A 25397-nucleotide genomic window follows, 5' to 3' on the forward strand; every position below is an offset into this window, starting at 1 on the left:
TGCGCGGGGCTGGCGCCGCCGTGGCCGGGCCGACGCGTGCGCGGGGCTGGCGTCGCGGTGGCCGGGCGACGCGGAACGACGATGCCGACGTCGTACGACAGCGAGGATGTCGTTCCGCGCGGCCCGCGGCACAACGCGCCCGCAACGGACGACGATGTCGACGTCGTACGACAGCGACGATGTCGTTCCGGGTCCGCGCCGCGCCGCCCCTCGCCCGCCGCCCCCGCCCCGCGCCGGGCGTCAGGCCACGTGCGCCGCGGTGTAGGCGCCCGCGGCGATGTCCTCGAGCAGCCCCGGGCCGGTGGGCTCCCAGTCGAGGAGCTTCCGCGTCTCGTCGGAGGTCGCCGACATCTCCATCCCGAAGAACTGCCCGATGAACCCGAAGTGGTCGACCGCGTCGGCCGGGTCGATCGACGTGACGGGCAGGCCGAGCGCGTCCCCGATGGCCTCGGCGATGGCCCGCGTGGGGATGCCCGTCTCGGCGACCGCGTGCAACCGTGCACCGGCCGGTGCCTGTTCGAGGCCGAGTCGGACCATGCGGGCGGCGTCCGAGACGTGGACGGCTGCCCAGCGGTTCGTCCCCTCGCCGATGTAGCCGGAGACGCCCGCGGCCCGGGCTGCGGCGACGATGAGGGCGATGAAGCCGTGGTCGCCCGTGCCGTGCGTGGTCGGGCTGAACCGTGCGGCGATCGACCGGACGCCCTGGTCGACGAAGTCGAACGCCCGGTTCTCGCTGCCGCCGCGCATGCTGTCCGGCCCGACGAACGGGTTTGCGTCCCCCTCGTTCGCCGGTCGCCCCTGCGCGAGCCCAGCGACCCCAGATGCGACGACGAACGGCCGGTCGGTGCCGACGAGCGCCTCGCCGATGGTCTCCACCGCGGCGCGCTCGCTGGCGTTGGTCGCCGCGGCATTCGCCCAGTCGTGCTTGTTGGCGAGGTGCAGGACGCCCTCGGCCCCGGTCGCGCCGCGTCGGATGGCGTCGAGGTCGTCGAGGTCGCCGCGGAGGACCGCGACGCCCTTCGTCTCGAGCGCAGCGGCCGAGGCGTCCGATCGGGCGAGACCGGTGACGGAGTGTCCGGCGGCGAGGAGGTCGTCGACGGTGGCGGAGCCGATCCAACCGGAGGCCCCGGTGACGAACACGTGCATGTGCTGTTCCCTTCGCAGGTGTCCACAACGCTGATGTCATGAACTGACATCACCGTAGCACCTGATGTCAGCGCCTGTCATCAGTAGACTGCTCCGCATGGCTCGTTGGCAACCCGGCACGCGCGAACGACTGCAGACCACCGCGCTGCAGCTGTTCGCCTCCCAGGGCTACGACCAGACGACCGTCGCCGAGATCGCCGCTGCGGCGGAGGTCACCGAGCGGACGTTCTTCCGGCACTTCGCCGACAAGCGCGAGGTCCTGTTCGCCGGTCAGGCCGATTTCCTCGGGATGTTCACGGGCCCCATCGAGGCGCTGCCCGACGACACCCCGCCGTTCGTGGCGATCCGCAACGCACTCGTGTCGGCCGGGGCGTTCTTCGACGACGAGAAGCGCCCCTTCTCCCGTGCCCGCCAGAGCGTGGTCGACCAGAACCCCGCGCTGCGCGAACGCGAGCTCGGCAAGCTCGCGACCCTGAAGGTCCGACTCGGCGAACTCCTCCGCAGCCGTGGCGTGCCGGAACCCGCTGCCACGATCGCGGCGGAGACGGGCGTGACGGTCTTCCACCTGTCGTTCCAGCAGTGGATCGCCGAGGGCGAGCAGCGGTCCTTCGAGGACATCGCAGCCGAACGTCTCGACGCACTGACCGCCATCGTGCACCCCGGTCGTTGAGACACTTCTTACCTTCCACGAGCATCATGTAACGATCCGGTCACGGCCAGACGGTCGTGACCCTCCCGATCAGATCTCGCAGGAGGCGACCGTGGCGACCACCACGACCTCGCCGGAGCGGACCCGCACGACCTCCGCACCGGCCGGCACCGATGGCAGGCCAGCACGACCGACACCCCCGCCACCGCTCACCCACCGCGCGCCCGCGCTCGACGGGCTCCGGACCGTGGCGATCCTCATCGTGATCCTGTACCACCTGCACGTCCCGCAGTTCGAGGGCGGCTTCATCGGCGTGACGGTGTTCTTCGTGCTCTCCGGGTTCCTCATCTCGACCCTGCTCATGGGCGAGCACCGCCGCACCGGCCGCATCCGGCTCGGGTCGTTCTGGACGAAGCGCCTGCTGCGCCTCTACCCCGCGCTGCTCGCGTTCGTCGTCGTCGGCCTCGCGCTCTGGAACTGGGTCGGCGACTACAAGGGCGCATCGTTCTCCCCCGGCGAGGCCGCATTCATCGCCCTGAGCTACACCGGGAACCTGTTCCGCTCGTTCTGGGACACCACGCAGGGCGTCTTCGCGCACACGTGGAGCCTGTCGATGGAGGAGCAGTTCTACCTCGTCTGGCCCCCGGTCCTCGTGCTCCTGTTCGCCCTGCGCACGCGCCGGCGCTGGCTCATGACCGGGCTCGGGGTCGTGATCGTCGCTGCGTCCGCGGCGTCGTGGCTGAGCTACCGGACGCCGCACGCCGGCGCGACGCCGGACGTGTACTTCTCCCCCGTGCTCGGCGTCGTCCCCCTGGCGACGGGGTGCCTGCTCGCCCTGCTGCTCGACGACGAACGCGTCCGGACCTGGGCCTCGGGCATCGCCGGGCACGTCGGGACCTGGCTCGGCATCGCGCTGCTCGCCGGCCTCCAGTTCTGGATCGGCGACGACTGGACCCAGCACGCGTGGTCGTTCGGCGTCGTGCTCCCGGTGACGGGACTCGTGTCGGCCCTGCTCATCGGCGGGCTCGTGTCCGTGCGGACCCCGCTGTCCGCAGCGCTCGCCTGGACGCCGATGTCCTGGTTCGGACGACGCGTGTCGTACTCCGCGTACCTGTGGCACCCGCTCGTCATCGCCCTGCTCGGGACGTTCGCGATCGGCGCCTGGGGCAAGGTGTGGCTCGTCGGCGCGGCGCTGCTCGTGGCGATCGCCGCGGCGTACGCCGTCGAGGTCCCCGTCGAGAAGGCCCGCCGACGGTTCCGGGAGGCGCGGCGTCTCGTCGCAGCGGACCGCTCGGCGCGCGACACCGCCGACACGCGATCACCCCACCCGGTCAGCACAGGCGTCCCCCGCTGACCCCCGCGTCGGACGGCGTCAGCGGCCGAGTCCGACGCGGTCCACCCGGCGGTGGTAGCGCATGCCCGCCAGGCCGCCGAGCACGGCGCCGACGAGACTGATCACGGCGACGACGACCGCGGTGACGATGCCCGTGATCGTCAGGGTGCCCTCGTCGACGGGGATGCGCGGGAAGCTGTCGAGGTTCCCGAGCACGTTGAACCGCGCTCCGGCGACGGCGGTCACGATCGCCACGACGATCGCGATCACGACCGCCCAGATCCACACCGCGATCCCCTGCTTCGCACCGGCGAACCGCGCCATCCGCCCGGCGACGTAGCCGCCGCAGAAGTACGCGACGAGGAGGATCACCGCGAGCACGATGGCGCCGACGATGCCGATCACGTCGCCACTCCGCGAGACATCCCGGGCTGCGTCGTCGACGTTCCCGCCCGTCTGCCCGAGTCCGACCCCCGCGCCGACGGCGCTCAGGACGGCGGTGAGGATCACGGCGGTCCCCGTGGCGGTGAGCCAGCCGAAGAACGCCGAGCCCCACTTGAAGCCGGAGAACTCCTCGCGCTCCCGCTCGAGGACGGACTCACGCTGGGTTGCGCCTCGCGGCGCTCCCTCCGACACCACCGGTTCCCGCGGCACGTCGTCCGTCCGGCGGAGACGCTCGGTCGGCGGCAACGCCTCGGTCCCGGGTTCGTCCCGGCCGTCGTCGTGCAACGGCCGCGTGCTGTCACTGGGTGTGCTCATCGGGTGCCTCCCGGAGTGTCGGCGATCAGGACAGCGGCGACACAACTCCGGCCCCGATGTGCGCGCGGCCATGGTGTCCGCTGAGCGCGTCCGTCCCGGTGGACGGCCCGTAGGCTCGGGCCGTGACCACGGAACGCGTCGACGTCCTCGTCGTCGGCGGTGGGCCCGTCGGCCTCTTCACGGCCGCGCTGCTCGCCGCACGCGGGGTCGACGTCGTCGTGTGGGAGCGACGGACGGACCCGCCCACGGGGTCCCGGGCGATCGGCATCCACCCGCCGTCCCTCGACGCGTTCGCGACGATCGAGCTCGACGGGCCGGTGCTCGCCGAGGCCGCGCGCGTGCATCGCGGAACCGCACGGAGCCGCGGTCGGCCACTCGGCACGCTGACCTTCGAGCGCGCCTCGGACACGCACCCGTACGTCGCCACGCTCGACCAGCACCGCACCGAGACGCTGCTCCGCGCACGACTCGACGCCGCCTCGCCGCGGGCCCTGCGGACGGGCACGACCCTCACCGCGCTGGACCGGCACCGTGACCACGTCGACGCCCGGGGCACGGACCCCGGCGGCGCAGCGGTCTCGGTGCGTGCGGCGTTCGTCGTCGGTGCGGACGGCGCCCGCAGCCTCGTCCGCGACCTGCTCGGGATCCCGACGACCGGACGGGAGTACCCGGACCGCTACGTGATGGGCGACTTCGCAGACCCCGAGCCCGCCGAGGCCCGGACCGCGGCCCTGGTCGACGTCGGACCGCACGGCGTGGTCGAATCGTTCCCCCTGCCGGGCGGGCGGCGACGGTACGTCGTGCTGGTGCCCGACGAGGACCTCCCCGTGGCGGCCGACGCCCCCGACCCGCAGCTCGCGTCCCGACTCACCGCGATCGTGGCGGCGCGCACCGGTGTGACGCCCGACCCGGCGACCTGCTCGATGCTCAGCGGCTTCGGCGTGCGGAAGCGGATCGCGCGGCGGGTCGGCACCGGACGCGTGGTCCTCGTCGGCGATGCCGCCCACGAGATCAGCCCGATCGGCGGCCAGGGGATGAACCTCGGCTGGCTCGACGCCGCCGAGCTCGCACCCCTGCTCACCGCAGCCGTCGCCTCCGGGGCGCCCGGTCCCTGGCCGCAGTACGCGCGCCGGCGGCAGGCGGCCGCGCGCCGCGCCGCGCGGCAGGCGGAGGTCAACATGGCGCTGGGCCGCCCGCTCGGCACCGTGGCGGCCGCCGGACGGGAGGCGCTGCTCCGGACGGTCCTGCGCCTCCCGACCGCGGACGGTCTGGCCCGGACCTACGCGATGCGCTGGGCGTGACGACGACCGGGCGCCGCCCTCACGCGACGAGGCGAGCGCCGGCCAGTCCGAGCTCCACGACCAGCACGAGGGACGACGCGATCACGAGCCGGAACAAGGCGCGCGACGCGCGGCCCCGCAGCACCAGCCGCACGCCGAGCACGGTGAGGACCACCACCACGACCGTGCCGGACACCGCGAGCGCGACACCGACGCCCCGCACCGGGTCCGCCCCGAGCACCTGGCCGCCGAGCACGAGCACGGCCGCGACCACGAGCGCCGCGAAGGCCCAGACGCCTGCCGCGCGCAGCCCGAGGCGGTGCGGGAAGCCACGCACGCCGGTCGCAGCGTCGTCGACCAGGTCGGGCAGGACGTTGGTGCAGTGGATCGCGATGCCGAACACGGCCCCGGTCGCGACGGCCCACCAGGTCGGCCACGCCGCGTCCGGACCAGCGGACACCGCGACCACGGGCAGGAGTCCGAAGGCCACCACGAACGGGACGACGGACCACACGGTCCGTTTGAGTCCGGCGTCGTAGGCCCAGCCCGCGGCCACCAGCACGAGGTGCGCGACGGCGGCGACCGGCCCGAGCGACACCGAGAGCAGCACCGCGACGACCGCGGTGCCGACGGCGGCGGCCCGGACGGTGCCGACCGCGATCCGCCCCTGCGCCACGGGCTTGTCCGAGCGCCCGACCGCGCGGTCCCGGTCCGCGTCGATCCAGTCGTTCGCGAGGCCGATCGACAGCTGCCCGGCCGCCACCGTCACCGCGACGAGGACGACGAGCCACGCGGGATGCCCGACGGCCGCGGCGATCACCGCGGCGAGGACCGTGACCGTCACCGTCGGCCCCGGGTGGGACGAGGCGAACAGGAGCCGGACGGTCGACGGCCAGCGGGACGGGGTCACGTCGCCCAGCGTACGGACGCCGGCCGGACGGACACCGCTGGGTGGACAACCTGTGCCCGTCCCGGCCACGGCGGGCCTACCGTCCGACGGGTGTCCGACACGGAGGTCGGCGCGGGAGGAGCAACCGTGACGACGACGAGCGTGCCAGCCGGGAGACGAGGGTTCCTGCGGCGGATGACCTTCGCGTGTGCGTGGGGCGAGGGGCTCGACGGCTTCGACCTCGGTCTCATCAGCGTCACGCTCCCCGCGATCACGACGGCGCTCGGGCTCGACCCGGTGCTCGCGGGCCTCATCGGCGCGAGCTCGCTCATCGGCATCTTCATCGGCGCTCCGCTCGCAGGCTGGCTGACCGACCGCTTCGGGCGACGGCGTGTGTTCACGGTCGACGTGATCGCGTTCATCGTGCTCGGACTCCTGCAGGCGGTCGTCGCGGACGGCTGGCAACTCTTCGCCGTCCGCGTCCTGCTCGGGATCGCGATCGGCGCCGAGTACGCCATCGGTGCCGCGATGCTCGCCGAGTTCGCGCCGTCGAACGACCGCGGGCGGCGGCTCTCCGGGCTGCTCGTCTGCTGGTACGCCGGGTACCTCGCGGCCGTCGTCGCCGCGTACGTGATGATCGACGCGTTCGGCCTCGGCTGGCGCTGGGTGCTCGTCACGAGCGCCGTCCCCGCTGTCGTGACGGCGATCGCGCGCATCGGCTTCCCGGAGTCACCGCGCTGGCTGCTCTCCCACGGACGCCCGGACGAGGCCAGGGCCGTCGTGGCGGCGCACCTCGGCGGCGACGACTACTTCCGCGACGAGCAGTACGCCGCCGAGGAGCAGCGCGCCGGCGGCTACCGGGTCCTCTTCTCGAAGGAGAACCGGCAACGCCTGGCGTTCATCTCGCTGTTCTGGGCGTGCAACGTCGCGCCGTACTTCGCGATCTTCACGTTCGCGCCGACGGTGCTCGACTCGCTGCACCTGTCCAACGCCGCCGCGGGGACGATCACGGTCAACGCCATGGCCGCGATCGGGGCACTGGTCGGCATGCTCACCATCGAACGGATGGGACGCCGCCGCCAGCTCATCCCGCCCTTCTGGATCATGGCCGTGGCGCTCGCCGTCGTCGGACTGTGGGGTTCGGCACCGGGCATCGTCGTGGTGCTCTGCTTCGCGGTCTTCTCGTTCATGAACGCTGCGCAGGGCAACCTGACGGCGGTCTACCCGATCGAGGTCCTGCCGACCGAGGTGCGCTCGACGGGTGTCGGGTTCGCCGCGGCGTGCAGTCGTGTCGGTGCGGCTGCCGGCACCTTCCTGCTGCCGGTGGGCATCTCGACCATCGGGGTCGGCGTGTGCATGCTCATCGCGGCCGCGATCTGCGTGGCCGGGGCACTGCTGTCCCAGGCGATGGCACCCGAGACCACCGGCCGAGGGCTGCACGACACGAGCACCCAGCCGCTCAGGCAGCAGCCGTCGAAGCTGCGCGTCGGCCGGTGAACACCCCGGACGCCAGCGCGATGCCGACGAGCACGACGGCACCGCCGACGGGCTCGTTCCAGCGCACGTGCTCACCCAGGACCAGCACGCCGAGCGCGACGCCGACCACCGGTGTGAGGTACGTCACCGTCGAGGCGCGGCCTGCTCCCCACGCCTGCACCAGCCGCGTGTTCCAGGCGTAGGCCAGGCCCGTCCCGACGCAACCGAGTGCGAGCATCGCCACCACGATCCTCCAGTCCCACCGCGCCGGACCGGTCGCGACGACCGGGGCGACGAGCAGGAGCAGCCCGGACGCGAGCGTCAGCTGCACCGTGGCGAGGGTGACGGGGTCGTACGCGCTGCCCACCGCCACACGGCGCAGGTAGGCGAGTCCGATGCCGTAGCACGCGGTCATCCCGAGCAGTGCGGCCTGACCGGGCACGCTCGCCAGCACGGCCGGGTCGCCGATGACGTCCCACGGTCCGACCAGGACGAGCACCCCGACGATGCCGAGCACGATCCCGACGACCTGACGGCCGCGCAGCCGCTCGCTCGGCACGAGCACCGCGAGGGCCGCCAGCGTGGTGATCGGCGTCGTCGCGTTGTAGATGCTCGCGAGCCCGGACGGCACCGTCTGCTCCGCCCAGGCCATGAGCGACGACGGGACGGCGTTGAGGAACACCGACACGACGAGCAGGTGGCCCCACACCCGGGGCTCGCGCGGCCACCGACGCCGGGTCGCCAGGAGGACGAGCACCAGCGTGAGCGCACCGAGCACCGTGCGCACGGTCGCGACCTGCTGCGGTGCCAGGCCCTCGAGCCCGATCTTCGCGAAGAGGAAGCTGGACCCCCAGGTCAGCGCGACGAGGAGGTAGAGGAGCGCGTTCATGTGGCCTAGTGTCGGGACCGGGGCGCCATGCGGCAAACGCATGGGATTCATGCGGTCATGAGGAGGACACATGCCGGTCTCGATCCCCCAGTTGCGGGCGTTCGTCGCCACCCTCGACGCGGGTTCCTTCACGACCGCCGCGGCGGTGCTCGGGATCGGCCAGTCCGCCGTCTCGCACGCCGTCGCCGGGCTGGAACGCGAGGTCGGCGGTCCGGTGGTCCGCCGCGGCCCCGTCGCTGCGCCGACGCCGCTCGGCGACCGTCTCCTCGCCCACGCCCGCAGCGTGCTCGCCTCCGTCGAGGCCCTGGAGGCGGTGGTCCGGCCCGACACGGCGCGCGGCACCGTGCGGCTCGCCGCCGTCCCGACCGTCTGCCAGGGCCTGCTGCCGCGGCTCCGTGAGCTGTGGGCGGTGACGCTGCCGGACGTCGACGTGCAGGTCTACGAGGGCGACGACGACGAGATGCCCGAGTGGCTCGAGGCCGGCACCGTGGACGCCGCCGTGCTCGTCGACCCGGACCCGTTCCCCGAGGGCGGGGTCGTCGTCGCGCAGGACGAGATGGCCGCCGTCGTCCGCCGGGACCACCCGCTCGCCGACCTGCCGGCGCTGACCCTCGACGACCTGCACGAGGACGGGCTCGTCGCCGGCGGAGGCGGGTGCGAACACCAGATCCAGCGACTGCACGAACTCGACGGGCAGCCCTTCCGCTACGCCCACCGTGTACGGGAGATGAGCACGATGTTCGGCATGATCGAGCGGGGCGAGGGCGTCTCGATCGTGCCGACGCTCGGGCGTGGCATGCTCCCGCCCGACCTCGTGATGGTGCCGATGTCCCGTCGCCTGCAGCGGACCCTCGTCCTGACCGGTCCCACCTCGCGCGAGTGGCACCCGCTCGCCCGGGCCCTCGTCGGCACCGTCTGACCGTGCGTCGCCGGCCCGGGTCGACCGCGTCTGACGCGGAGCCGAGGCGGGATCGGCAGGATGGGGCGATGGCCGAGACGCACGTGAAGACCTTCACCGCACCCGAGGAAGCCGCCGCCGAGGCCGCCGGACTCACCTGGCTCGCCGCTGCCGAACCCCGGGGCGGCACCCGGGTCGCGCGCGTGCTCGGCCGCCCCCGCCCGACGGTGCTCGACCTCGAGCGGATCCCGGACGGGCCGCCGACGTCGGCGCAGGCCGAGCGTTTCGGCCGGTCCCTCGCCCACACGCACGCTGCCGGCGCGTCCCACTGGGGCGCTCCGCCCGAGGGCTGGCCGGACGGCGTCCCCCTGCGGATGGGCCGATCCCGGACACCCTTCGTGGCGGCGGACGCGGCACCGGACACGTGGGGCGAGTTCTTCGCCGAGTACCGCATCCGGGACTTCGTCCGGCGGATCGTGGACGCGGGCGGGTTCGACCCGAGCGAGGCCGCCGTCCTCGACCGGGTGGCCGACCGCGTGCAGGACGGCACCCTCGGTTCGCCGCAGCCCGCCCTCGTCGGCGACGGACCCGCACGACTGCACGGCGACCTGTGGGCGGGGAACGTGCTCTGGCCGACCGCGGCGGCGCCGGTCGACGGGACGACCCCCACCGGTGCGGTGCTCATCGACCCCATCGCGCACGGCGGCCACGCCGAGACGGACCTGGCGCTCCTCGGGCTCTTCGGGCTCCCGCGGCTGGAGACCGTCCTGGCCGCCTACGACGCCGAGTCGCCGCTCGCCGACGGGTGGCGGGACCGCATCGAACTGCACCAGCTCGCGCCGTTGCTCCTGCACGTGTTCCTGTTCGGCGGCTCGTACACGCAGGCGACGCTCCGCGCGGCGAGACGGTACGCCTGACGGGTCTTAGGGAGCGCCAAGGCGGTGCATCGGGTCGTTCGGGGAACGCCCGGGATCCTCATTGCCATGACCACGTACCCGATCCCCGTGTCCGACCGACCGGGCCGCGCGCACCGTGACGCGTCGGTCCGGCGTCGCAAGCCACTCGCACGCCTCTTCCTTGGCGAGCGCGAGGACGCCCGCTGGCTCCGGCCGGCGTTCTGGGCGCTCCTCGTGGTCACCGCCGTCGTCTACCTGTGGGACATCAGCGCCTCCGGGTACGCCAACAGCTTCTACGCCGCCGCCGTGCAGGCCGGCACGAAGTCCTGGGAGGCCTTCTTCTTCGGCTCACTCGACTCGTCGAACTTCATCACGGTCGACAAGCCGCCTGCCTCGCTCTGGGTGATGGTGCTCTCCGCGCGGCTGTTCGGGTTCTCGAGCACGAGCCTGCTGCTCCCCCAGGCGCTCATGGCGGTCGGCTCGGTCGCGCTCGTCTGGGGGACGGTGCGTCGGACGCTCGCCCGGCTCGGCGTCACGACGGCGAACGTCGGCGCGCTGCTCGCCGGGTTCGTCGTCGCCGCCACCCCGGCCGCCGCGCTCATGTTCCGGTTCGACAACCCGGACGCGTTGCTCGTGCTGCTCATGACCGCCGGCGCGTACTGCACCGTCCGGGCGCTCCCGAAGGGCAGCTGGCGGTGGATCGCGCTCGCCGGCGTCGCCCTCGGCTTCGCGTTCCTGACGAAGATGCTGCAGGGCCTGCTCGTCCTGCCGGCGTTCGGACTCGTCTTCCTGTTCGCCGCGCGCACGACGTGGGGCAAGCGCGTCGTCGGACTGCTGATCGCCGCCGGCACGCTGGTCGTCTCGGCCGGCTGGTGGGTCGTCGCGGTGTGGCTCTGGCCCGCCGACGCCCGCCCGTACATCGGCGGGTCGACGAACAACACGGTGCTCGACCTCGTGTTCGGCTACAACGGCCTCGGACGGATCTTCGGCGGTTCCGGCAACGGCGGCGGAGGCGGCGGCACGGGCGGTGGCGGCACCGCAGGCTCGTCGTTCGGTGGCGCCACGGGCCTCGACCGCCTCTTCTCCTCCGAGATGGGCCTCGAGATCTCCTGGCTCCTGCCCGCAGCGATCATCGCGCTGGTCCTCGGCCTGGTGGTCGTCGGCCGACGGCACCCCGCCGACCCCGCGCGTGCCGGTCTGGTGCTCTGGGGCGGCTGGCTGCTCGTCACCGGACTCGTCTTCTCGTTCATGTCCGGTACGATCCACCCGTACTACACGGTCGCCCTCGTCCCCGCGATCGCCGGCCTGGTCGGGACCGGTGGTGCACTCCTCTGGGCGGCCCGCGATCGCGTCACCGGCCGCCTCGGGCTCGCCGCGATGGTCGGGATCACCTCGTACTGGGGTTGGTGCCTGCTGAACGAGAACCCCACGTGGCTGCCGTGGTTGCGCTGGGCGGTCCTCTTCGGCGGTCTCCTGTCCGCCGCGGCGATCGTCATCGGCAGCGTGCCGACGCTGCGGAAGGCCGTCACCGTCGGCGTCCTCGCCGGCACCTTGTTCGGCCTCACGGGCACCACGGCGTACGCGCTCGCCACGACGACCGTCGCACACTCCGGCTCGATCCCGAGCGTCGGTCCCTCGGGCAGCGGCACCGGCGGGATGGGCGGCGGCGGGTTCCCGGGAGGCGCGGGAGGACCCGGCGGGTCGACCTCCGGATCCGGGAGCGCGGGTTCCGACAGCTCCTCCGGCAGCCAGCAGGGTCCCGGCGGGACCCCGCCGGGCGGCACGACGGGTGCGGCGCCCGAGGGCATGACCGGTGAGGCGCCGGCGATTCCGGGCGGCACGTCGGGGACGGCGCCGAGCGGCGCCGAGGGGTCCGAGAGCGCGACCACCGGCGGCGGGTCGGGGACGAGCCTCCAGGGCGGCCCAGGCGGCGGAGGTGCCTCGACCTCGACCGCGCTCGAGAAGCTGCTGGAGTCCTCCGACGCGAAGTGGGCGGCCGCCGTCGACGGCTCGCAGTCGGCCGCGCAGCTCGAGCTCGACACGGACACCGCCGTGATGGCGATCGGCGGTTGGTCGAGCGACCCGGCGCCCACACTCGCCGAGTTCGAGGCGTACGTCGCCGACGGGGACATCGGTTACTACATCTCCTCCGGCAACGGCGGGGGCATGGGCGGCGGATCCTCCTCGGCGTCGGCCATCCGGCAGTGGGTCGCGGCGAACTTCACCAGCACCACGGTCGGCGGCCAGACGGTGTACGACCTGAGCGACCCGAAGTGATCGGCGGCGAGGGCGCGGTGGATAGGCTCCGGGACATGCCCCAGCCCACGCTGCGACGCACCGACGGCAGCCCCGTCCGCGCCCTCGTCGTCGACGACGAGCACGCGCTCGCGGACGCCGTCGTCCTCGCGTTCGAGGGCGACGGTTGGGCGGTGCGTGCGGTCCACCGCGGACGGGACGTCCTGTTCGCGGCCCGGGACTTCCGTCCGGATGTCATCGTGCTCGACGTCATGCTGCCGGACATCGACGGTTTCGAGGTGCTCGGCCGCCTCCGGGACGCGCGGGACGACGCGCGCGTGCTGTTCCTCACCGCCCGGGACGCCCCCGAGGACCGACTCGCCGGACTCACGGGCGGTGGAGACGACTACCTGACGAAACCGTTCGGCGTCGACGAGCTGCTGGTCCGCGCACGGATCCTCGCCCGTACCTCGGCGCGGGTGGTGGCCACGACCGGTGCCTCGGAGACGACGGTCGGCGACCTCCGGCTCGACGAGGACGCCCGGACGGTCAGTCGAGCGGGCGAGCCCGTCGACCTCACCCCGACGGAGTACGAACTGCTGCGGCACCTCGCGCGGAACGCGAACCGGGTGCTCTCGCGCGAGCAGATCCTGGCGAGCGTCTGGGGGCTGGACTTCGGCACGTCGTCCAACCTCGTCGACATGTACGTGTCGTACCTGCGGAAGAAGCTCGACGCCGGACGCGAGCCGATGCTGCAGACCGTGCGCGGTGCCGGGTACGTGCTCCGGCCGACGACGTGACCCGGCGGGTGCGAGCCGAGCGCGCCGCACGGGCCGGGCGTGCGCGGGTCCCCTCGCTGCGGTGGCGGATCACGGCTGCCACCGCGCTCCTGCTCGTGGTGACCAACGTGGTCGTCGGGGCGGTGACCGTCGTCGCCTTCCGGGGCTACCTCGTCGACCGGCTCGACGCCGAGCTCGCGACGGCGGCGAGTCGCACCGTCGGCGGGCCGGACGGTGCGCACGCGCCACCGCCGACCAGCAGTGCCGGGTCGGGGAGCGACCCGGACAACGCGTTCATCGGCGCTCCGGGCCAGGCCGCCGGGACGGTCGTCGCGATCTTCCGCGGCGGTGACACGGTGCTCGCCGGGTACACCGACGACCGAGGGCGGCAGCACGTCCTGACCTCGGCGCAGGAGCGTGCCCTCGCCGCGGTCCCCAGCGACGGCCACCCGGAGACGGTCGACCTCGGGAGGCTCGGCTCGTACCGGACGCAGGCCGTCGGGGACTCGGGAGACGTGTTCGTCACCGCCCTGCCCGTCGGTGACCTCGATGCGGCGATCGGCAGGCTGCTGCTGGTCATCGGCGTCGTCACCGCGCTGGGGCTCGTCGTCGCCGCATGGGCGTCGGCCGTCCTCGTCCGACGTTCCCTGCGCCCACTCGAACGCGTCGCGTCCGTGGCGTCCGAGGTCGCCGCGCTCGACCTGGAGCGCGGCGACCCGGTGATCCCCGTCCGGGTCGCCCCGGCGGACCTGTCGGCGAACCGGGAGGTCGCGCAGGTCGGTACGGCGCTGAACCGACTGCTCGGGCACGTCGCCCGGGCCCTGACCGTGCGACGTGACGCCGAGGCCGGGATGCGCACGTTCATCGCGGACGCCTCACACGAGCTCCGCACGCCGATCGCCACCGTGCGCGCCTACGCCGAGCTGACCGCAGGGTCCTCCGACGTCGAGGCGATCCACCGCAACGTCCACCGGATCGGCCGCGAGACGGTCCGCATGGGGGACCTCGTCGAGGAGCTCCTGCTGCTCGCACGGCTCGACGCGGGTGCGGCGTCCGTGGGTGAGGCGCCCGTGGGGCCCGCACCCGCTCACGACCCGGTGGACCTCACGTCGATGGTGGTCGAGGCGACCATGGACGCCCGGACGACGTCGCCCGGCCACCGGTGGGTCCTCCAGGTCGACGGCGACGAGCCGCTGCTGGTGCCGGGGGACGCCGGTCAGCTCCGCCGGGTCGTGACGAACCTGGTGACGAACGCCCGCGTGCACACCCCCGAGGGGACGACCGTCGTGGTGTCCCTGCAGCGGGTCCCGGCCGGACCGGACGGCGCCCACGTCGCCCGCCTCGTGGTGGCGAACGACGGGCCGCCCGTCCCCGCCGAGGCGCTGCCGACCCTGTTCGACCGCTTCACGCGCGGGGAGGCATCGCGATCACGCGACTCGGGCACGAGCGGACTCGGTCTCGCCATCGTCCGTGCGGTCGTCGCGGCGCACGGTGGGAGCGTCCGTGTCGTGTCCGGTCCCGGACGGACGGCGTTCACCGTGGACCTGCCCGGCGAACCCTGACCGGCACGTCAGACGATCGTCCAACGTCGCGCCCGATCCCGTGCGACCGCGCTCGGGCGCCCACAGGATGGATCCTGTCCGAACAACCAGGAAGCACGAAGGGAACCGATCATGAACTCGTTCACGTCCAAGACCCTGAAGACCCTCGCCGGCACCGTCGTCGGCGGCGCCGTCGTCGCCGGCGCGTTCGTCGCGGTCCCGGCGCAGGCCGCAGAGCCCGCACCGACGCCGTCCGCGTCGAGCAGCGTCGGTGGCAGCGTCAACGTCAACCTCGACCCGGTCGCGATCGTCAACGCCATCAAGGACGCGGTCAACGACCAGAGCGACCGCGGCGGAGCCGTCCAGGCCGCGCTCGACGTCGGCTATTGGAACGCGGGCAACCCCGACCGCCTGACGGTCGCGGTGGTGAACAAGAACCAGGACATCACCGTCGAGGGCGAGGTCGCCGACGCCCAGTCGATCGACATCAAGGGCGGGAACTACGTCATCTACTGGTTCTCCGGCCCGGGTCGCATCACGAACAACGGTGACGGTGGGTGGCTGAACTGGGGTGCGTTCGGGAACATCGAGCGCATCGACAACGTGATCAGCGTCAACGGCGGCTGACCCAGCTCCGCACGACGCCCTCGGCCCTCCCGGCCGGGGGCGTCGTGCCGTCAGGCCCGGCGCTCAGGATCCACGACCCACGGCTCGTCGTCGCCGCGTGGCCGCCGGGACCGCAGCCAGCCGCGGAGGAAGGCGACCGACACGAGGGCCGTCCGGTTCGGTGCACCACAGGCGCGCATCAGTCGTCCAAGGTGCCATGCCACCGCCTGCCGGCTGTACGACGTGCGGCGCGCGATCTCGTCGTTCGACAGCCCCTTCGCCGCCAGGGTGAGCATCTCCTGTTCGGTCTCCTCGACGCCCGGGACGACCGCCTCCAGTTCGACCGCCGCGACGTCCGCCGTCACCGTGCGTCGCTCGTGGTTCCAGGCCTCGACCCAGCAGCTGCCGAGTTCGTGCGCGACGACGGAGGCGCGTCCCATCGCGAGCATGGTGCGAGCGTCGGGGTCCCGCGCCGCCGTCCGCATCACGAGCGTGAAGACCCGGAGCGCCGGCAACGCACCGCGCAACGCCACGGCCAGGTCCGCCGCGGGGTCCGTCGCGCTCCGCGCGGCGAGGGCCCGGAGCTCGTCGAGGCACTCCGGGGCGACCGGTTCACCACGTTCGACGGCGCGGAGTGCCGCGGGGAGCACGACCGGGACGATCTCCTCGTACCGTTCCCGGAGCCAGGCGCGACCAGCGGGGTGGATGCCGTCGAGGGGCGGTGCGAGCAGGAGGCGAGCGAACTCGTCGGAGCGCTCGTCCAACGCCAGGCCGAGCCGCTCCCCGGGCAGCAGCGCGGACCGGCGGTGCGCGTCGTCCGGTCCGGCCACGGTGTCCTCCGTCAGCACCCGTCGCCCTGATCGACGAGTGTCGTCGACCTGACCGTACCGATCGTTCCACCCCTGTGACCGGAGTGTCCGGTGAACGACGGCCGAACGGCCGGCGAGCCCGCGGCGGACCCGGCCAACGGGCCGTCGACCGGTTCTTAGGGACGGCACAGCACACTGCAGCAGTCCCCGTATGCCCGCTGCCGAGCATGAGCGGCATGACGCAAGACGACCGCACCCTCGACATCGACATCGTCGTCCCCTGCTACGACGAGCAGGACACGCTCGCCGCGCACGTCCGACGACTGCACGCGTTCTGCCGGACCTCGCTGCGCAACTCCTGGCGCATCACGATCGCCGACAACGCGTCGACCGACGACACCGCCAGGATCGCGGACGACCTCGCCGCGATGCTCCCCGACGTGCACGCCGTGCACCTGCCCGAGAAGGGGCGTGGCCGTGCGCTCAAGTCGGTGTGGGGCGCGTCGCCGGCGGCGGTGCTCGTCTACGTCGACGAGGACCTCTCCACCGACCTGGCGGCGCTCGAGCCCCTCGTCGCACCGTTGCTCTCCGGCCACTCCGACGTCGCGATCGGCACCCGCCTGGCAGGGTCCTCGCGGGTGGTCCGGGGCGGGAAGCGGGAGTTCATCTCGCGGTCGTACAACCTGCTCCTCCGGACGACGATGGGGGTGTCGTTCTCGGACGCGCAGTGCGGCTTCAAGGCCGTCACGCGCGAGGCCGCCGACCACCTCCTGCCCCTCTGCGAGGACGACGCGTGGTTCTTCGACACCGAGATGCTGGTGCTGGCCGAGCACGCCGGGCTGCGCATCCACGAGGTCCCGGTCGACTGGGTGGACGACGTGAACTCCTCGGTGCACATCGCCTCGACGGCCACCGAGGACCTCAAGGGCATGTGGCGGGTCTCGCGCGGGATCGCGAGCGGCCGGGTGCCGGTCGGCGCGGTGTACGACGCGATCGGGCGTCGACCGTTCACGCCACCGCACGTGGGGATCGTCGGGCAGGTCCTGCGCTTCGGTGCGATCGGCGCGCTCTCGACGGTGGCGTTCGCCGTGCTCTACGCACTGTTCCGACCGACGATCGGGGCGCAGACCGCCGACTTCCTCGCGTTGCTCCTCACGGCGATCGGCAACACCGCGCTGAACCGGCGGTTCACCTTCGGCGTGCGGGGGCGTGCGGGTGCCGGACGGCACCACGTCCAGGGGCTCGTCGTGTTCGGCGTCGCCTGGGCCATCACCTCCGGGTCGCTCGTGGTCCTGCACGCCGCGGAACCCGGAGCGTCCCACGCAGCCGAGATCGTCGTCCTGACGGCCGCGAACCTCGTCGCCACGCTCGTGCGGTTCGTCCTGTTCAAGGCGTGGGTGTTCCGCGCTCGCCGTCGTCCGGAACCCGTCCGGCCCGGGACGACCCCTGCGGCCGACGCGAGCACGGCGACCACCGAGCCGTCGACCGTTCCGGAGCACGCGGACGAGCACGCTGCCTGACGCTCCGCGACAGGTGACGGACCGACACCGTGACGGCATGGAGGGACGGCGTCGACCCGCACCGCACCTCCTGTCCGTCGTGGTGTTGCGCGGGCGGTATACCAAGCCGTAGCATCGGCTCACCGCACCACACCCTCCTGGGCCCGACTGTCACCACCGGTCCGGCCGCGGCGAGCGCTCCATCGATGCAGCCTGGCCGTCCGCTGCCGGCTACGCCCACTGGACCCGCACGTGAACCCCTCCCCCTTCGGTCTCTACGACCCTGCCCGCGAATCGAGCGACTGCGGCGTCGGTTTCATCACCCGACTCGACGGAACACCGAGCCACGACGTCATCCGCAAGGGTGACGAAGCCCTCTGCGCGATCCCCCACCGCGGCGGGAAGTCCGCCGAGGGCGTCGGTGACGGCGCCGGAGTGAGCATCGACCTGTCGGTCGAGTTCTTCAGCGCGATCACCGGCGAGGACCTCCGTGCGGGGCACTTCGGCGTCGCGAACTGCTTTGTCCCGTCGGAGGCGAGCGCTCGAGCCGAGGCCGAGCGCGTGGTCACCGACGCAGTCGAGGGCGAGGGCTTCGAGCTGCTCGTCGTGCGGGACGTCCCGGTGGACCACTCCGTCGCGCGCCCGGAGGCCGAGCAGTACCAGCTGCCGATCGTGCAGTGGGTGTTCCGCGCCCCGGACGCGTGGGAACGCGCCGAGGTCGACGCGGCCGCCAACCGTGCACTGCTCGCGATCGAGGCGGTGTCGTACGCCCGGGCCGCCGAAGCGCGCGCCGAGCACGCCGCCCTGTACCCGCTGTCGCTCAGCGCGCGGACCCAGATCCTCAAGGGGCGCCTGAACTCCGGGGAGGTCATCGGCTACTTCACCGACCTGCGCGACCCGCGGCACTCGGTCCGGACGCTCTACTTCCACACCCGCTTCTCGACGAACACCGAGCCGCACCCGACCATGGCGCAGCCGTTCCGGCTCATGGCGCACAACGGCGAACTCAACACGGACCGGAAGAACCGGCTGTCCGACGAGGCGCTCGCCCGCGCGCGCACCCGCAGCATCGTCCGTCCGCCCGGGCAGTCCGACTCGAGCCGGTTGGACCAGACCCTGCAGAGCCGCGTGTTCGACGACGGTCTGGACATCGTCGAGGCCGTGGTCTCGCTCATGCCGCCGGCGTGGGAGAACGACCGCACGCTGACCGACGACGTGCGGGACATGCTCGAGTACTTCTCGCTCTACGAGGAGAAGAACGACGGCCCGGCAGCGCTGATCTTCAGCGACGGCGACGTCGTGGGGGCACGGCTCGACCGGCTCGGCCTGCGACCACTGCGGACCGTGCAGACGTCCGAGTACCTCATGGTGTCGTCGGAGGCCGGCCAGGTCACGTTCGACGCGGAGGACGTCGTGCACCGCGGCCGGATCGAGGCCGGCGGCATGCTCGTCGTCGACCACCGGACCGGCACGCTGCTGCGCACCCGCGAGGTGCTCGACGTGCTCGCGGCACGCAAGCCGTACGCAGCGCTCCTCGACGCGGCCCGCGTGCACCTCGACGACCTGCCCGTACCGGACTACGAGCGCGGAGCGCAGACGCTCGGCTACGAGGGCGACCTGTCGCTCGCGGGCCGCTACGTGGCGTACTCGCTGAACCAGGAGAGCTTCCGGTTCATGCTCGACCCGATGCTGCAGAACGGCTCGGAGCGGATCTCGGCGATGGGCTACGGGAACGCCATCAACGCGCTCAGCGACACCGAGGGCGGCATGGCGAAGTACTTCTCGCAGCGCTTCGCCCAGGTGACGAACCCGCCGCTGGACTCCATCCGAGAGGCCGACGGCATGTCGATGCGCCTCGCGCTCGGCGCCAAGCCGGACGGGACGGGGTCGACCAGCCGGCAGCTCGTCGTGCAGTCGCCCGTCCTGGGGCACCTCGACATGGTGCGCCTGCGCGACCAGGACATCGTGCCGCTCGAGCGCTTCGACATGCTCTACCTGCCGGTGCTCGGCGACGAGCAGGCCAACGCCGACGCGGTCCGGACCGCCACCGAGCGCCTCGCGGACGCCGTCGCCGCCTTCGCCGAGCGCACCGGGGGGATCGCGGTGCTCACCGACCGCGGCGTGTCCTCGGTGCACGCGCCGCTCCCCGTCATCCTCGCCGTCGCCGCGGTCAACCAGCGGCTCATCGAGACGGGTCTGCGGCTCCGGGTCTCCGTCGTCGTGGAGTCCGGTCAGCTGCCGTCGTCGCACCACGTCGCGACCGCCCTGGGCTTCGGCGCCGCCGCTGTGTACAGCTTGAGCGCTCGACTGCGTGCGGAGGAGAAGTACCCCGCCGCGCCCGCCCCCGCGGGGGTGCTGACCGAGACCGACGCAGCGCTGCAGCGCTTCCGGAAGGCGGCCGAGAAGGCCCTCGCGAAGACGATGGGCCGCGTCGGCCTGTGCACCGCCGAGAGCTACATCGGCGGCGAGTTCTTCGAGCCGAACTACCTCGACACGCGTGACGACCTGTTCGCCCGGGTCTTCCCGCACATGGACGCCCCGGTCGGCGGTGTGGGCTTCGCGCGCATCGCACAGGCCGCGACGGACTGGCACGAACGAGCACGCACGGTCCGGTCCGAGGGACAGATCCCCCTGCTCGGTCTCTTCAAGGAGCGGTCGGACGGCGCCGGGCACTCGTTCGGCGTCGTCAGCGTCCGGGGCTTCGGCGGGATGACCGAGGAGCGGCCGGCCTTCGAGCGCTCGGGCGACTCCGACGCGCTGCGCCTGCTCACGCTGCGACAGCTCGACGACTCGTTCGGCATCACCGACGCGGCGTACCGCAACACCGGGTACGACCGGCTGAGCGACGCCGAGATCGACGCGCACCGCATCACGCCGGGGTACGTGTCGTTCCTGCAGACCACGCACGAGGAGCGGTCCCGTCGCCCGGCGGCCCTGCGCGACGTCCTGGCGCTCCCCGCCGACGTCACAGGCATCGACGCGGCGGAGGACTTCGCGCGCGAGCTCGGCCGGTTCGCGACCACCGGCAACGCCAGCGTCACGGTGCGCGGGCTCTCCGGCTCGCGTCCGTCGTCCCCCGACGGGCTGCCGGGAGGCACAGCGCGCTTCCGCCTGGAGCTCACGTCCACGGGGACCACGGGTGCACTGCGCCACCAGGCCCTCGCGGACGGGTTGGCGCTGCTGCACCCCGGGCAGGTCGACGTCGACTCCGTCGACGAGACGCAGGTCACGCTCCGCGCGACCGGCACGGCCGCGGAGCTCCTCGCGCTGCTCGAGAGCGCTCCGGACAGCGTCGCCCTCGACGAGGTCCAGCCGGCGCACGAGATCACCCGCACCCTGGCGTCCGGCGCGATGAGCCACGGGGCGCTCGTCGCCACCGCACACGAGGCGGTCGCCCACGGCACGAACATGGTGGGCGGCATGTCGAACTCGGGCGAGGGCGGCGAGCACCACTCCCGCTACGGCACCATCCGCGGCTCCCGGATCAAGCAGTTCGCCTCCGGCCGGTTCGGCATCTGGGCGGGCTACCTCGCCGACCCGATGCTCGAGGAGCTCGAGATCAAGATCGGCCAGGGCGCCAAGCCGGGCGAGGGCGGGCAGCTGCCGGCTGCCAAGGTCACCGTGGACATCGCGGCGGCCCGTGGCGGCACCCCCGGCGTCGAGCTCATCTCGCCGCCGCCGCACCACGACACCTACTCGATCGAGGACCTCGCGCAGCTCATCCACGACTGCAAGGCGGCGCGCGTCCGGGTGGTCGTGAAGCTCGTGTCCTCCGAGGGCATCGGGACCATCGCGGTCGGCGTCGCGAAGGCCGGCGCGGACGTCATCAACGTCGCGGGCAACACCGGCGGCACGGGCGCCGCGGCGGTCACGAGCCTGAAGTACGCCGGCCGGTCCGCCGAGATCGGCATCGCCGAGGTGCACCAGGCGCTCGTCGCGAACGGGCTCCGCCAGAAGGTCACGCTGCGGTGCTCGGGGGCGCACCAGACCGGCAGCGACGTCGTGACGAGCGCCCTGCTCGGCGGCGACTCGTTCGAGTTCGGCACGACGGCGCTCATGATGCTCGGCTGCGTCATGGCGAAGAACTGCAACGTGAAGTGCCCGGCGGGCCTCACCACGAACGCCGAGGCGTTCGAGGGCGACCCCCGCGCCCTCGCCCAGTACCTGCTCAACATCGCGCACGACGTGCGGCAGATCCTCGCCCGTCTCGGCCTGCGCTCCCTGCGCGAGGCACGCGGTCGCACCGACCTGCTGCAGCTCCTCGACCACCCCGCGAGCGTCGGGCGGCTCGACGTCCGCAACCTGCTCGCCCGCGTGCCGGAGAAGGTCGTCACCGACCCCGAGTACCTCGAGAAGGACTACCGCACCGACGACGCGCTCATCGAGCAGGTCCGCGCGGCGCTGGTCGACGGCCACGAGCACGGACTCGTGGTGGACGGCGTGCACCTCGGGAACGCCGACAAGTCCGTCGGCGGCCAGCTCGGCATCGACGTCGAGCGTCTCCTCAACCACGAGCTGCGCGACGTCGACCTGTCCGACCGCCCGGCGATCGCGACCGACGACCGCGGGCGACGCCGGCTCGTCGACGGTGCGGTCACCATCCGCACCTCGGGCTCCGCGGGGCAGTCGTACGGGGTGTTCACCAACGACGGCATCGTGCTCGACCACACCGGGACCGCGAACGACGGCGTCGGCAAGAGCCAGTCCGGCGGCCGCATCGTCGTCCGGACACCCGGCGGCGGCAGCGCCGGAGCGGACGCCCCGGCGCCCGGCGGCAACGTGCTCGTCGGCAACTTCGCGCTGTTCGGCGCCACGGGCGGACGCACCTTCGTGGAGGGCGAGGCGGGCGACCGGTTCGCCGTCCGCAACTCCGGGGCGACCGCCGTCGTCGAGGGCATCGGGGACTTCGGGTGCGAGTACATGACGGGCGGCGCCGTGTTCAACCTCGGCGCGTTCGGCAAGGGGCTCGGCAACGGGATGTCCGGCGGGTTCCTGTACCAGTACGACCCGACCGGACGGGTCACCGACCGCGCCAGCACCGACTCGCTCCTCGTGTTCCCCGTCACCGACACCGGACGGGGTGCGTTCCACGAGGCCGCCGCACGCCTGCTGCTGGAGTGGCACCTCGAGGCCACGGGGTCGGCACTCGCCGAACGCCTGCTCAGCGCGTGGGAGACGACCCGCGAGCACGTGTACGTGGGGATGCCGCGAGCACTCCTGCTGTCCCAGGACTCGGACGAGATCCTCGCGGCGGCGACCCGGAACGAACTGCTCGACGAGCTCGCGAACTCCGTCGCCACGGACAAGCTGCGTGCGTTCAAGGTCGACTACCGCGACCAGCGCACCGTGCTCGACGGCCGCGCGCCCGCACTCGGTGACCAGGGCGACGACGTGTTCGCACTGCTGTCGTCCTTCACGGTGCTCGGCATCGCCCAGGACGTCGCGCTCGAACGCGTCCCGGGGGCGCTGGGCCCCCACGACCCGCGGGTGGCGGAGGCGATCCGGAACCTCGTGCTCACCGAGGACTTCTCGGTCAAGCAGCGCGTGGTGAAGTACCTGCGCTCGACGCTCGACGACTTCGCGGACGACGAGTTGGCGACGCTCATCGCGGTCAAGCGGCTCGCCGACTCGAAGCGCGCGCTCGCCCAGCGGAACAACCGCAGCATGGACGCACCGGGGACCACCGGGTGGATCATGCACCAGAACGCGAAGAACGACGGCCGGCTCCGGGCGGCCCGGTTCGACGAGCGGCTCGCGAACGCGGCGCTCGAGGACATCGCACGCCGCGCACCGCACGCCCCGACCGAGGTGGTCTCCGCATGACGACGCTCCCCCCGACCGGCTCCCTGATCCCGGTCGACGCTCCGTTCTCCGCTGCCCAGGAGTCCTGGCTCGCCGGGTTCATCGCGGGGATCGCCGCCGCCGGCAAGCGCACAGCCGCGAGCGCACCGACGACGACGGTGGACGTGCTGTTCGGTACCCAGACCGGCAACGCCGAGTTCCTGGCCGACGAACTCGTCGCCGGCGCGACGGCACGCGGGCTCGGAGGCCGCGCCACGGCACTCGACGCGGTGACGCCCGCGCAGCTCGCCGCGATGTCCCACGTGCTCGTCGTCACCTCCACGTACGGCGAGGGGGAGATGCCCGACAACGCCGGACTGTTCTGGGAAGCCCTCCAGGCGTCCACCGTCCCGCGGCTCGAGGGGCTGCGGTACGCCGTCCTCGGACTCGGCGACACCAGCTACGACGAGTTCTGCCAGGCCGGGAAGCTCCTCGACACCCGCCTGGAGCAGCTCGGAGCCACGCGGATCCACGACCGCGTCGACTGCGACGTCGACTTCGAGGACCCGGCCGCACTGTGGAGCGCCGCGGTGCTCGACCGACTCGCAGCGGAGGCCGGAGCGGGCGCCCCGACGACCGGAGCCGGCACCCCGACGACCGCGGCCGGCGCGACGGGGACGAGCCGCGCCTCCCGGCCCGGGTCCCAGTGGAACAAGCGCAACCCGTACCGTGCACCCCTCGTCGTGAACCGTCTGCTCTCGTCTCCGCGCAGCGCGAAGGAGATCCGGCACTACGAGTTCGACCTCGGCACCTCGGGCATCGAGTACAGCGCGGGCGACGCCCTCGCGGTGGTGCCGCACAACGACCCTGCGCTCGTCGACCGACTGCTCGGACACCTCGGGGCCGACGGGTCCGCCGAGTTCGACGGACGACCGATCGCCGAGGTCCTCCGCACCGACCGTGAGATCAGGACGCCGTCGAAGGACCTCGTGGCCGACCTCGTGCAGCGCGCCCCCGAGTCCGAGCTCGCGGCCGTCGTGTCGCACGGGGACAAGCACGAGCTCGACCGGTGGCTCTGGGGCAGGGACGTCCTCGACCTGCTCCTCGACGCCGGGGGTGCCGCACCCACGATGGAGGAGCTGCTGCCGAACCTCCGCGGGCTGCAGGCGCGGCAGTACTCGATCTCGTCGAGCCCGCTCGCCCACCCGGACCGCATCCACCTCACGGTCGCGTCCGTCCGCTACGGCGACGCCCACCGCTCGCACGCCGGTGTCGCGTCGACGTACCTGGCGGACCGGGTGCAGGCCGACGGCGAGGTCGACGTGTACCTCCAGCCCAACGCGGCGTTCGGGGTGCCCGCTGACGACGACGCGCCGATGGTGATGATCGGCCCCGGCACCGGCGTCGCGCCGTTCCGCGGGTTCCTCCACGAGCGCGCCGCCTCGGGGGCGCGGGGCAGGAACTGGCTGTTCTTCGGCGACCAGCACCGAGACACCGACTTCGTCTACGAGGACGAGCTGTCGACACTGCAGGAGCAGGGTGTGCTCGACCGACTCGACCTGGCGTTCTCGCGCGACCAGGCGGAGAAGGTCTACGTGCAGACCCGCATGCTCGAGCAGGCCCGGGAGCTGTACTCGTGGCTCGAGGACGGCGCGCACGTGTACGTCTGCGGCGACGCGACCCGCATGGCGAAGGACGTCGAGGCCGCACTGCTCCGGGTCGTCGCCTCGCAGCGCGGCCACGGCGACGACGACGCACAGGCGTACCTGGCGGACATGCGGCGCGGGAAGCGGTACGTCCGCGACGTGTACTGAGGCCCGGCGGAGCACTCGCGTCCGTCGCCCCGGGCGGAACCCGAATCCGTGACCGGGGCGACGGCGAGGAGCGCCGTCACCGGAAGACCCCTGATCCGGGACTCCCCGACGCATCGCG

At 72.8% G+C, this 25397-nt stretch carries 18 protein-coding genes; 13 read left to right on the forward strand and 5 right to left on the reverse strand.

All coding sequences use genetic code 11. The annotated features are described in order from the left end of the window. Positions 1–240: 240 nt before the first annotated feature. The gene (locus ACTJKO_RS04965) at positions 241–1146 is read right to left on the reverse strand and encodes an SDR family oxidoreductase (RefSeq protein ID WP_440686292.1); all 906 of its coding nucleotides are present in this window, start codon (positions 1144–1146) and stop codon (positions 241–243) included. 97 nt (positions 1147–1243) lie between these two features. Here ACTJKO_RS04965 and ACTJKO_RS04970 point away from each other — a divergent pair, with 97 nt between their 5' ends. After that, positions 1244–1816 carry a TetR/AcrR family transcriptional regulator gene (locus tag ACTJKO_RS04970; protein WP_440686294.1) on the forward strand — a complete coding sequence of 191 codons (573 nt, stop codon included), beginning with the start codon at positions 1244–1246 and terminating at the stop codon, positions 1814–1816. A gap of 91 nt (positions 1817–1907) precedes the next feature. Continuing rightward, positions 1908–3149 carry an acyltransferase family protein gene (locus ACTJKO_RS04975; RefSeq protein WP_440686296.1) on the forward strand — a complete coding sequence of 414 codons (1242 nt, stop codon included), beginning with the start codon at positions 1908–1910 and terminating at the stop codon, positions 3147–3149. Between the two features lie 18 nt (positions 3150–3167). Here ACTJKO_RS04975 and ACTJKO_RS04980 read toward each other — a convergent pair whose 3' ends face one another. Continuing rightward, positions 3168–3887 carry a hypothetical protein gene (locus tag ACTJKO_RS04980; protein WP_440686298.1) on the reverse strand — a complete coding sequence of 240 codons (720 nt, stop codon included), beginning with the start codon at positions 3885–3887 and terminating at the stop codon, positions 3168–3170. 122 nt (positions 3888–4009) lie between these two features. Here ACTJKO_RS04980 and ACTJKO_RS04985 point away from each other — a divergent pair, with 122 nt between their 5' ends. Further along, entirely contained in the window at positions 4010–5188 is a 1179-nt protein-coding gene (locus tag ACTJKO_RS04985; protein WP_440686300.1) for an FAD-dependent oxidoreductase, read from the forward strand. A 19-nt stretch (positions 5189–5207) separates the two neighbouring features. Here the strand turns inward: ACTJKO_RS04985 and ACTJKO_RS04990 are convergent, their stop codons facing one another. Then, on the reverse strand, positions 5208–6077 hold the full coding sequence (locus tag ACTJKO_RS04990; RefSeq protein ID WP_440686302.1) for a UbiA family prenyltransferase: 870 nt from the start codon (positions 6075–6077) through the stop codon (positions 5208–5210). Positions 6078–6167: 90 nt separating this feature from the next. On the opposite strand from ACTJKO_RS04990, the gene ACTJKO_RS04995 reads away from it, so the two are divergent. Then, complete coding sequence (locus tag ACTJKO_RS04995; RefSeq protein WP_440686304.1) at positions 6168–7553, forward strand: MFS transporter; 1386 nt, start codon at positions 6168–6170, stop codon at positions 7551–7553. Here ACTJKO_RS04995 and ACTJKO_RS05000 read toward each other — a convergent pair. After that, a complete protein-coding gene (locus tag ACTJKO_RS05000; RefSeq protein WP_440686306.1) occupies positions 7516–8421 on the reverse strand; it encodes a DMT family transporter in 906 nt (301 codons plus the stop codon). The genes ACTJKO_RS04995 and ACTJKO_RS05000 overlap by 38 nt on opposite strands. 70 nt (positions 8422–8491) lie before the next feature. Here ACTJKO_RS05000 and ACTJKO_RS05005 point away from each other — a divergent pair, with 70 nt between their 5' ends. The 6 genes from ACTJKO_RS05005 (at position 8492) to ACTJKO_RS05030 (ending at position 15397) form a co-directional block, all read left to right on the forward strand. Continuing rightward, complete coding sequence (locus ACTJKO_RS05005) at positions 8492–9340, forward strand: LysR family transcriptional regulator (protein WP_440686308.1); 849 nt, start codon at positions 8492–8494, stop codon at positions 9338–9340. Positions 9341–9408: 68 nt separating this feature from the next. After that, positions 9409–10236, forward strand: coding sequence for a fructosamine kinase family protein (locus ACTJKO_RS05010; RefSeq protein WP_440686310.1), 828 nt, complete (start codon positions 9409–9411; stop codon positions 10234–10236). Positions 10237–10302: 66 nt separating this feature from the next. Next, positions 10303–12492 carry an ArnT family glycosyltransferase gene (locus ACTJKO_RS05015; protein ID WP_440686312.1) on the forward strand — a complete coding sequence of 730 codons (2190 nt, stop codon included), beginning with the start codon at positions 10303–10305 and terminating at the stop codon, positions 12490–12492. Positions 12493–12527: 35 nt separating this feature from the next. Beyond that, positions 12528–13250: a response regulator transcription factor gene (locus ACTJKO_RS05020; RefSeq protein ID WP_440686314.1), complete on the forward strand. Its 723-nt coding sequence runs from the start codon at positions 12528–12530 to the stop codon at positions 13248–13250. An 8-nt stretch (positions 13251–13258) separates the two neighbouring features. Further along, positions 13259–14791, forward strand: coding sequence for a sensor histidine kinase (locus ACTJKO_RS05025; protein WP_440686316.1), 1533 nt, complete (start codon positions 13259–13261; stop codon positions 14789–14791). 111 nt (positions 14792–14902) lie between these two features. Continuing rightward, positions 14903–15397: a hypothetical protein gene (locus ACTJKO_RS05030; protein ID WP_440686318.1), complete on the forward strand. Its 495-nt coding sequence runs from the start codon at positions 14903–14905 to the stop codon at positions 15395–15397. A gap of 50 nt (positions 15398–15447) precedes the next feature. Here the strand turns inward: ACTJKO_RS05030 and ACTJKO_RS05035 are convergent, their stop codons facing one another. Beyond that, entirely contained in the window at positions 15448–16206 is a 759-nt protein-coding gene (locus tag ACTJKO_RS05035) for a helix-turn-helix transcriptional regulator (protein ID WP_440686320.1), read from the reverse strand. Positions 16207–16412: 206 nt separating this feature from the next. Between ACTJKO_RS05035 and ACTJKO_RS05040 the strand changes: the two genes are divergently transcribed. The 3 genes from ACTJKO_RS05040 to ACTJKO_RS05050 all read left to right on the forward strand — a co-directional run bounded on the left by ACTJKO_RS05040 (position 16413) and on the right by ACTJKO_RS05050 (position 25279). Beyond that, on the forward strand, positions 16413–17705 hold the full coding sequence (locus tag ACTJKO_RS05040; RefSeq protein ID WP_440686322.1) for a glycosyltransferase: 1293 nt from the start codon (positions 16413–16415) through the stop codon (positions 17703–17705). Positions 17706–17936: 231 nt separating this feature from the next. After that, the gene (locus tag ACTJKO_RS05045) at positions 17937–23507 is read left to right on the forward strand and encodes a glutamate synthase-related protein (protein WP_440686324.1); all 5571 of its coding nucleotides are present in this window, start codon (positions 17937–17939) and stop codon (positions 23505–23507) included. Then, the gene (locus ACTJKO_RS05050; RefSeq protein ID WP_440686326.1) at positions 23504–25279 is read left to right on the forward strand and encodes a sulfite reductase subunit alpha; all 1776 of its coding nucleotides are present in this window, start codon (positions 23504–23506) and stop codon (positions 25277–25279) included. The genes ACTJKO_RS05045 and ACTJKO_RS05050 overlap by 4 nt, the downstream gene beginning before the upstream one ends. The last annotated feature ends 118 nt before the right edge of the window (positions 25280–25397 follow it).

The organism is Curtobacterium sp. 22159 (genome assembly GCF_052045775.1).
Lineage (GTDB): Bacteria > Actinomycetota > Actinomycetes > Actinomycetales > Microbacteriaceae > Curtobacterium.

Excerpts from the sequence above, each read along its gene's own strand:
- ACTJKO_RS04965 (WP_440686292.1), bottom strand. The coding sequence starts at position 1,146 with ATGCACGTGTTCGTCACCGGGGCCTCCGGTTGGATCGGCTCCGCCACC.
- ACTJKO_RS04970 (WP_440686294.1), top strand. The coding sequence starts at position 1,244 with ATGGCTCGTTGGCAACCCGGCACGCGCGAACGACTGCAGACCACCGCG.
- ACTJKO_RS04980 (WP_440686298.1), bottom strand. The coding sequence starts at position 3,887 with ATGAGCACACCCAGTGACAGCACGCGGCCGTTGCACGACGACGGCCGG.
- ACTJKO_RS05000 (WP_440686306.1), bottom strand. The coding sequence starts at position 8,421 with ATGAACGCGCTCCTCTACCTCCTCGTCGCGCTGACCTGGGGGTCCAGC.
- ACTJKO_RS05005 (WP_440686308.1), top strand. The coding sequence starts at position 8,492 with ATGCCGGTCTCGATCCCCCAGTTGCGGGCGTTCGTCGCCACCCTCGAC.
- ACTJKO_RS05010 (WP_440686310.1), top strand. The coding sequence starts at position 9,409 with ATGGCCGAGACGCACGTGAAGACCTTCACCGCACCCGAGGAAGCCGCC.
- ACTJKO_RS05015 (WP_440686312.1), top strand. The coding sequence starts at position 10,303 with ATGACCACGTACCCGATCCCCGTGTCCGACCGACCGGGCCGCGCGCAC.
- ACTJKO_RS05020 (WP_440686314.1), top strand. The coding sequence starts at position 12,528 with ATGCCCCAGCCCACGCTGCGACGCACCGACGGCAGCCCCGTCCGCGCC.
- ACTJKO_RS05030 (WP_440686318.1), top strand. The coding sequence starts at position 14,903 with ATGAACTCGTTCACGTCCAAGACCCTGAAGACCCTCGCCGGCACCGTC.
- ACTJKO_RS05040 (WP_440686322.1), top strand. The coding sequence starts at position 16,413 with ATGAGCGGCATGACGCAAGACGACCGCACCCTCGACATCGACATCGTC.
- ACTJKO_RS05050 (WP_440686326.1), top strand. The coding sequence starts at position 23,504 with ATGACGACGCTCCCCCCGACCGGCTCCCTGATCCCGGTCGACGCTCCG.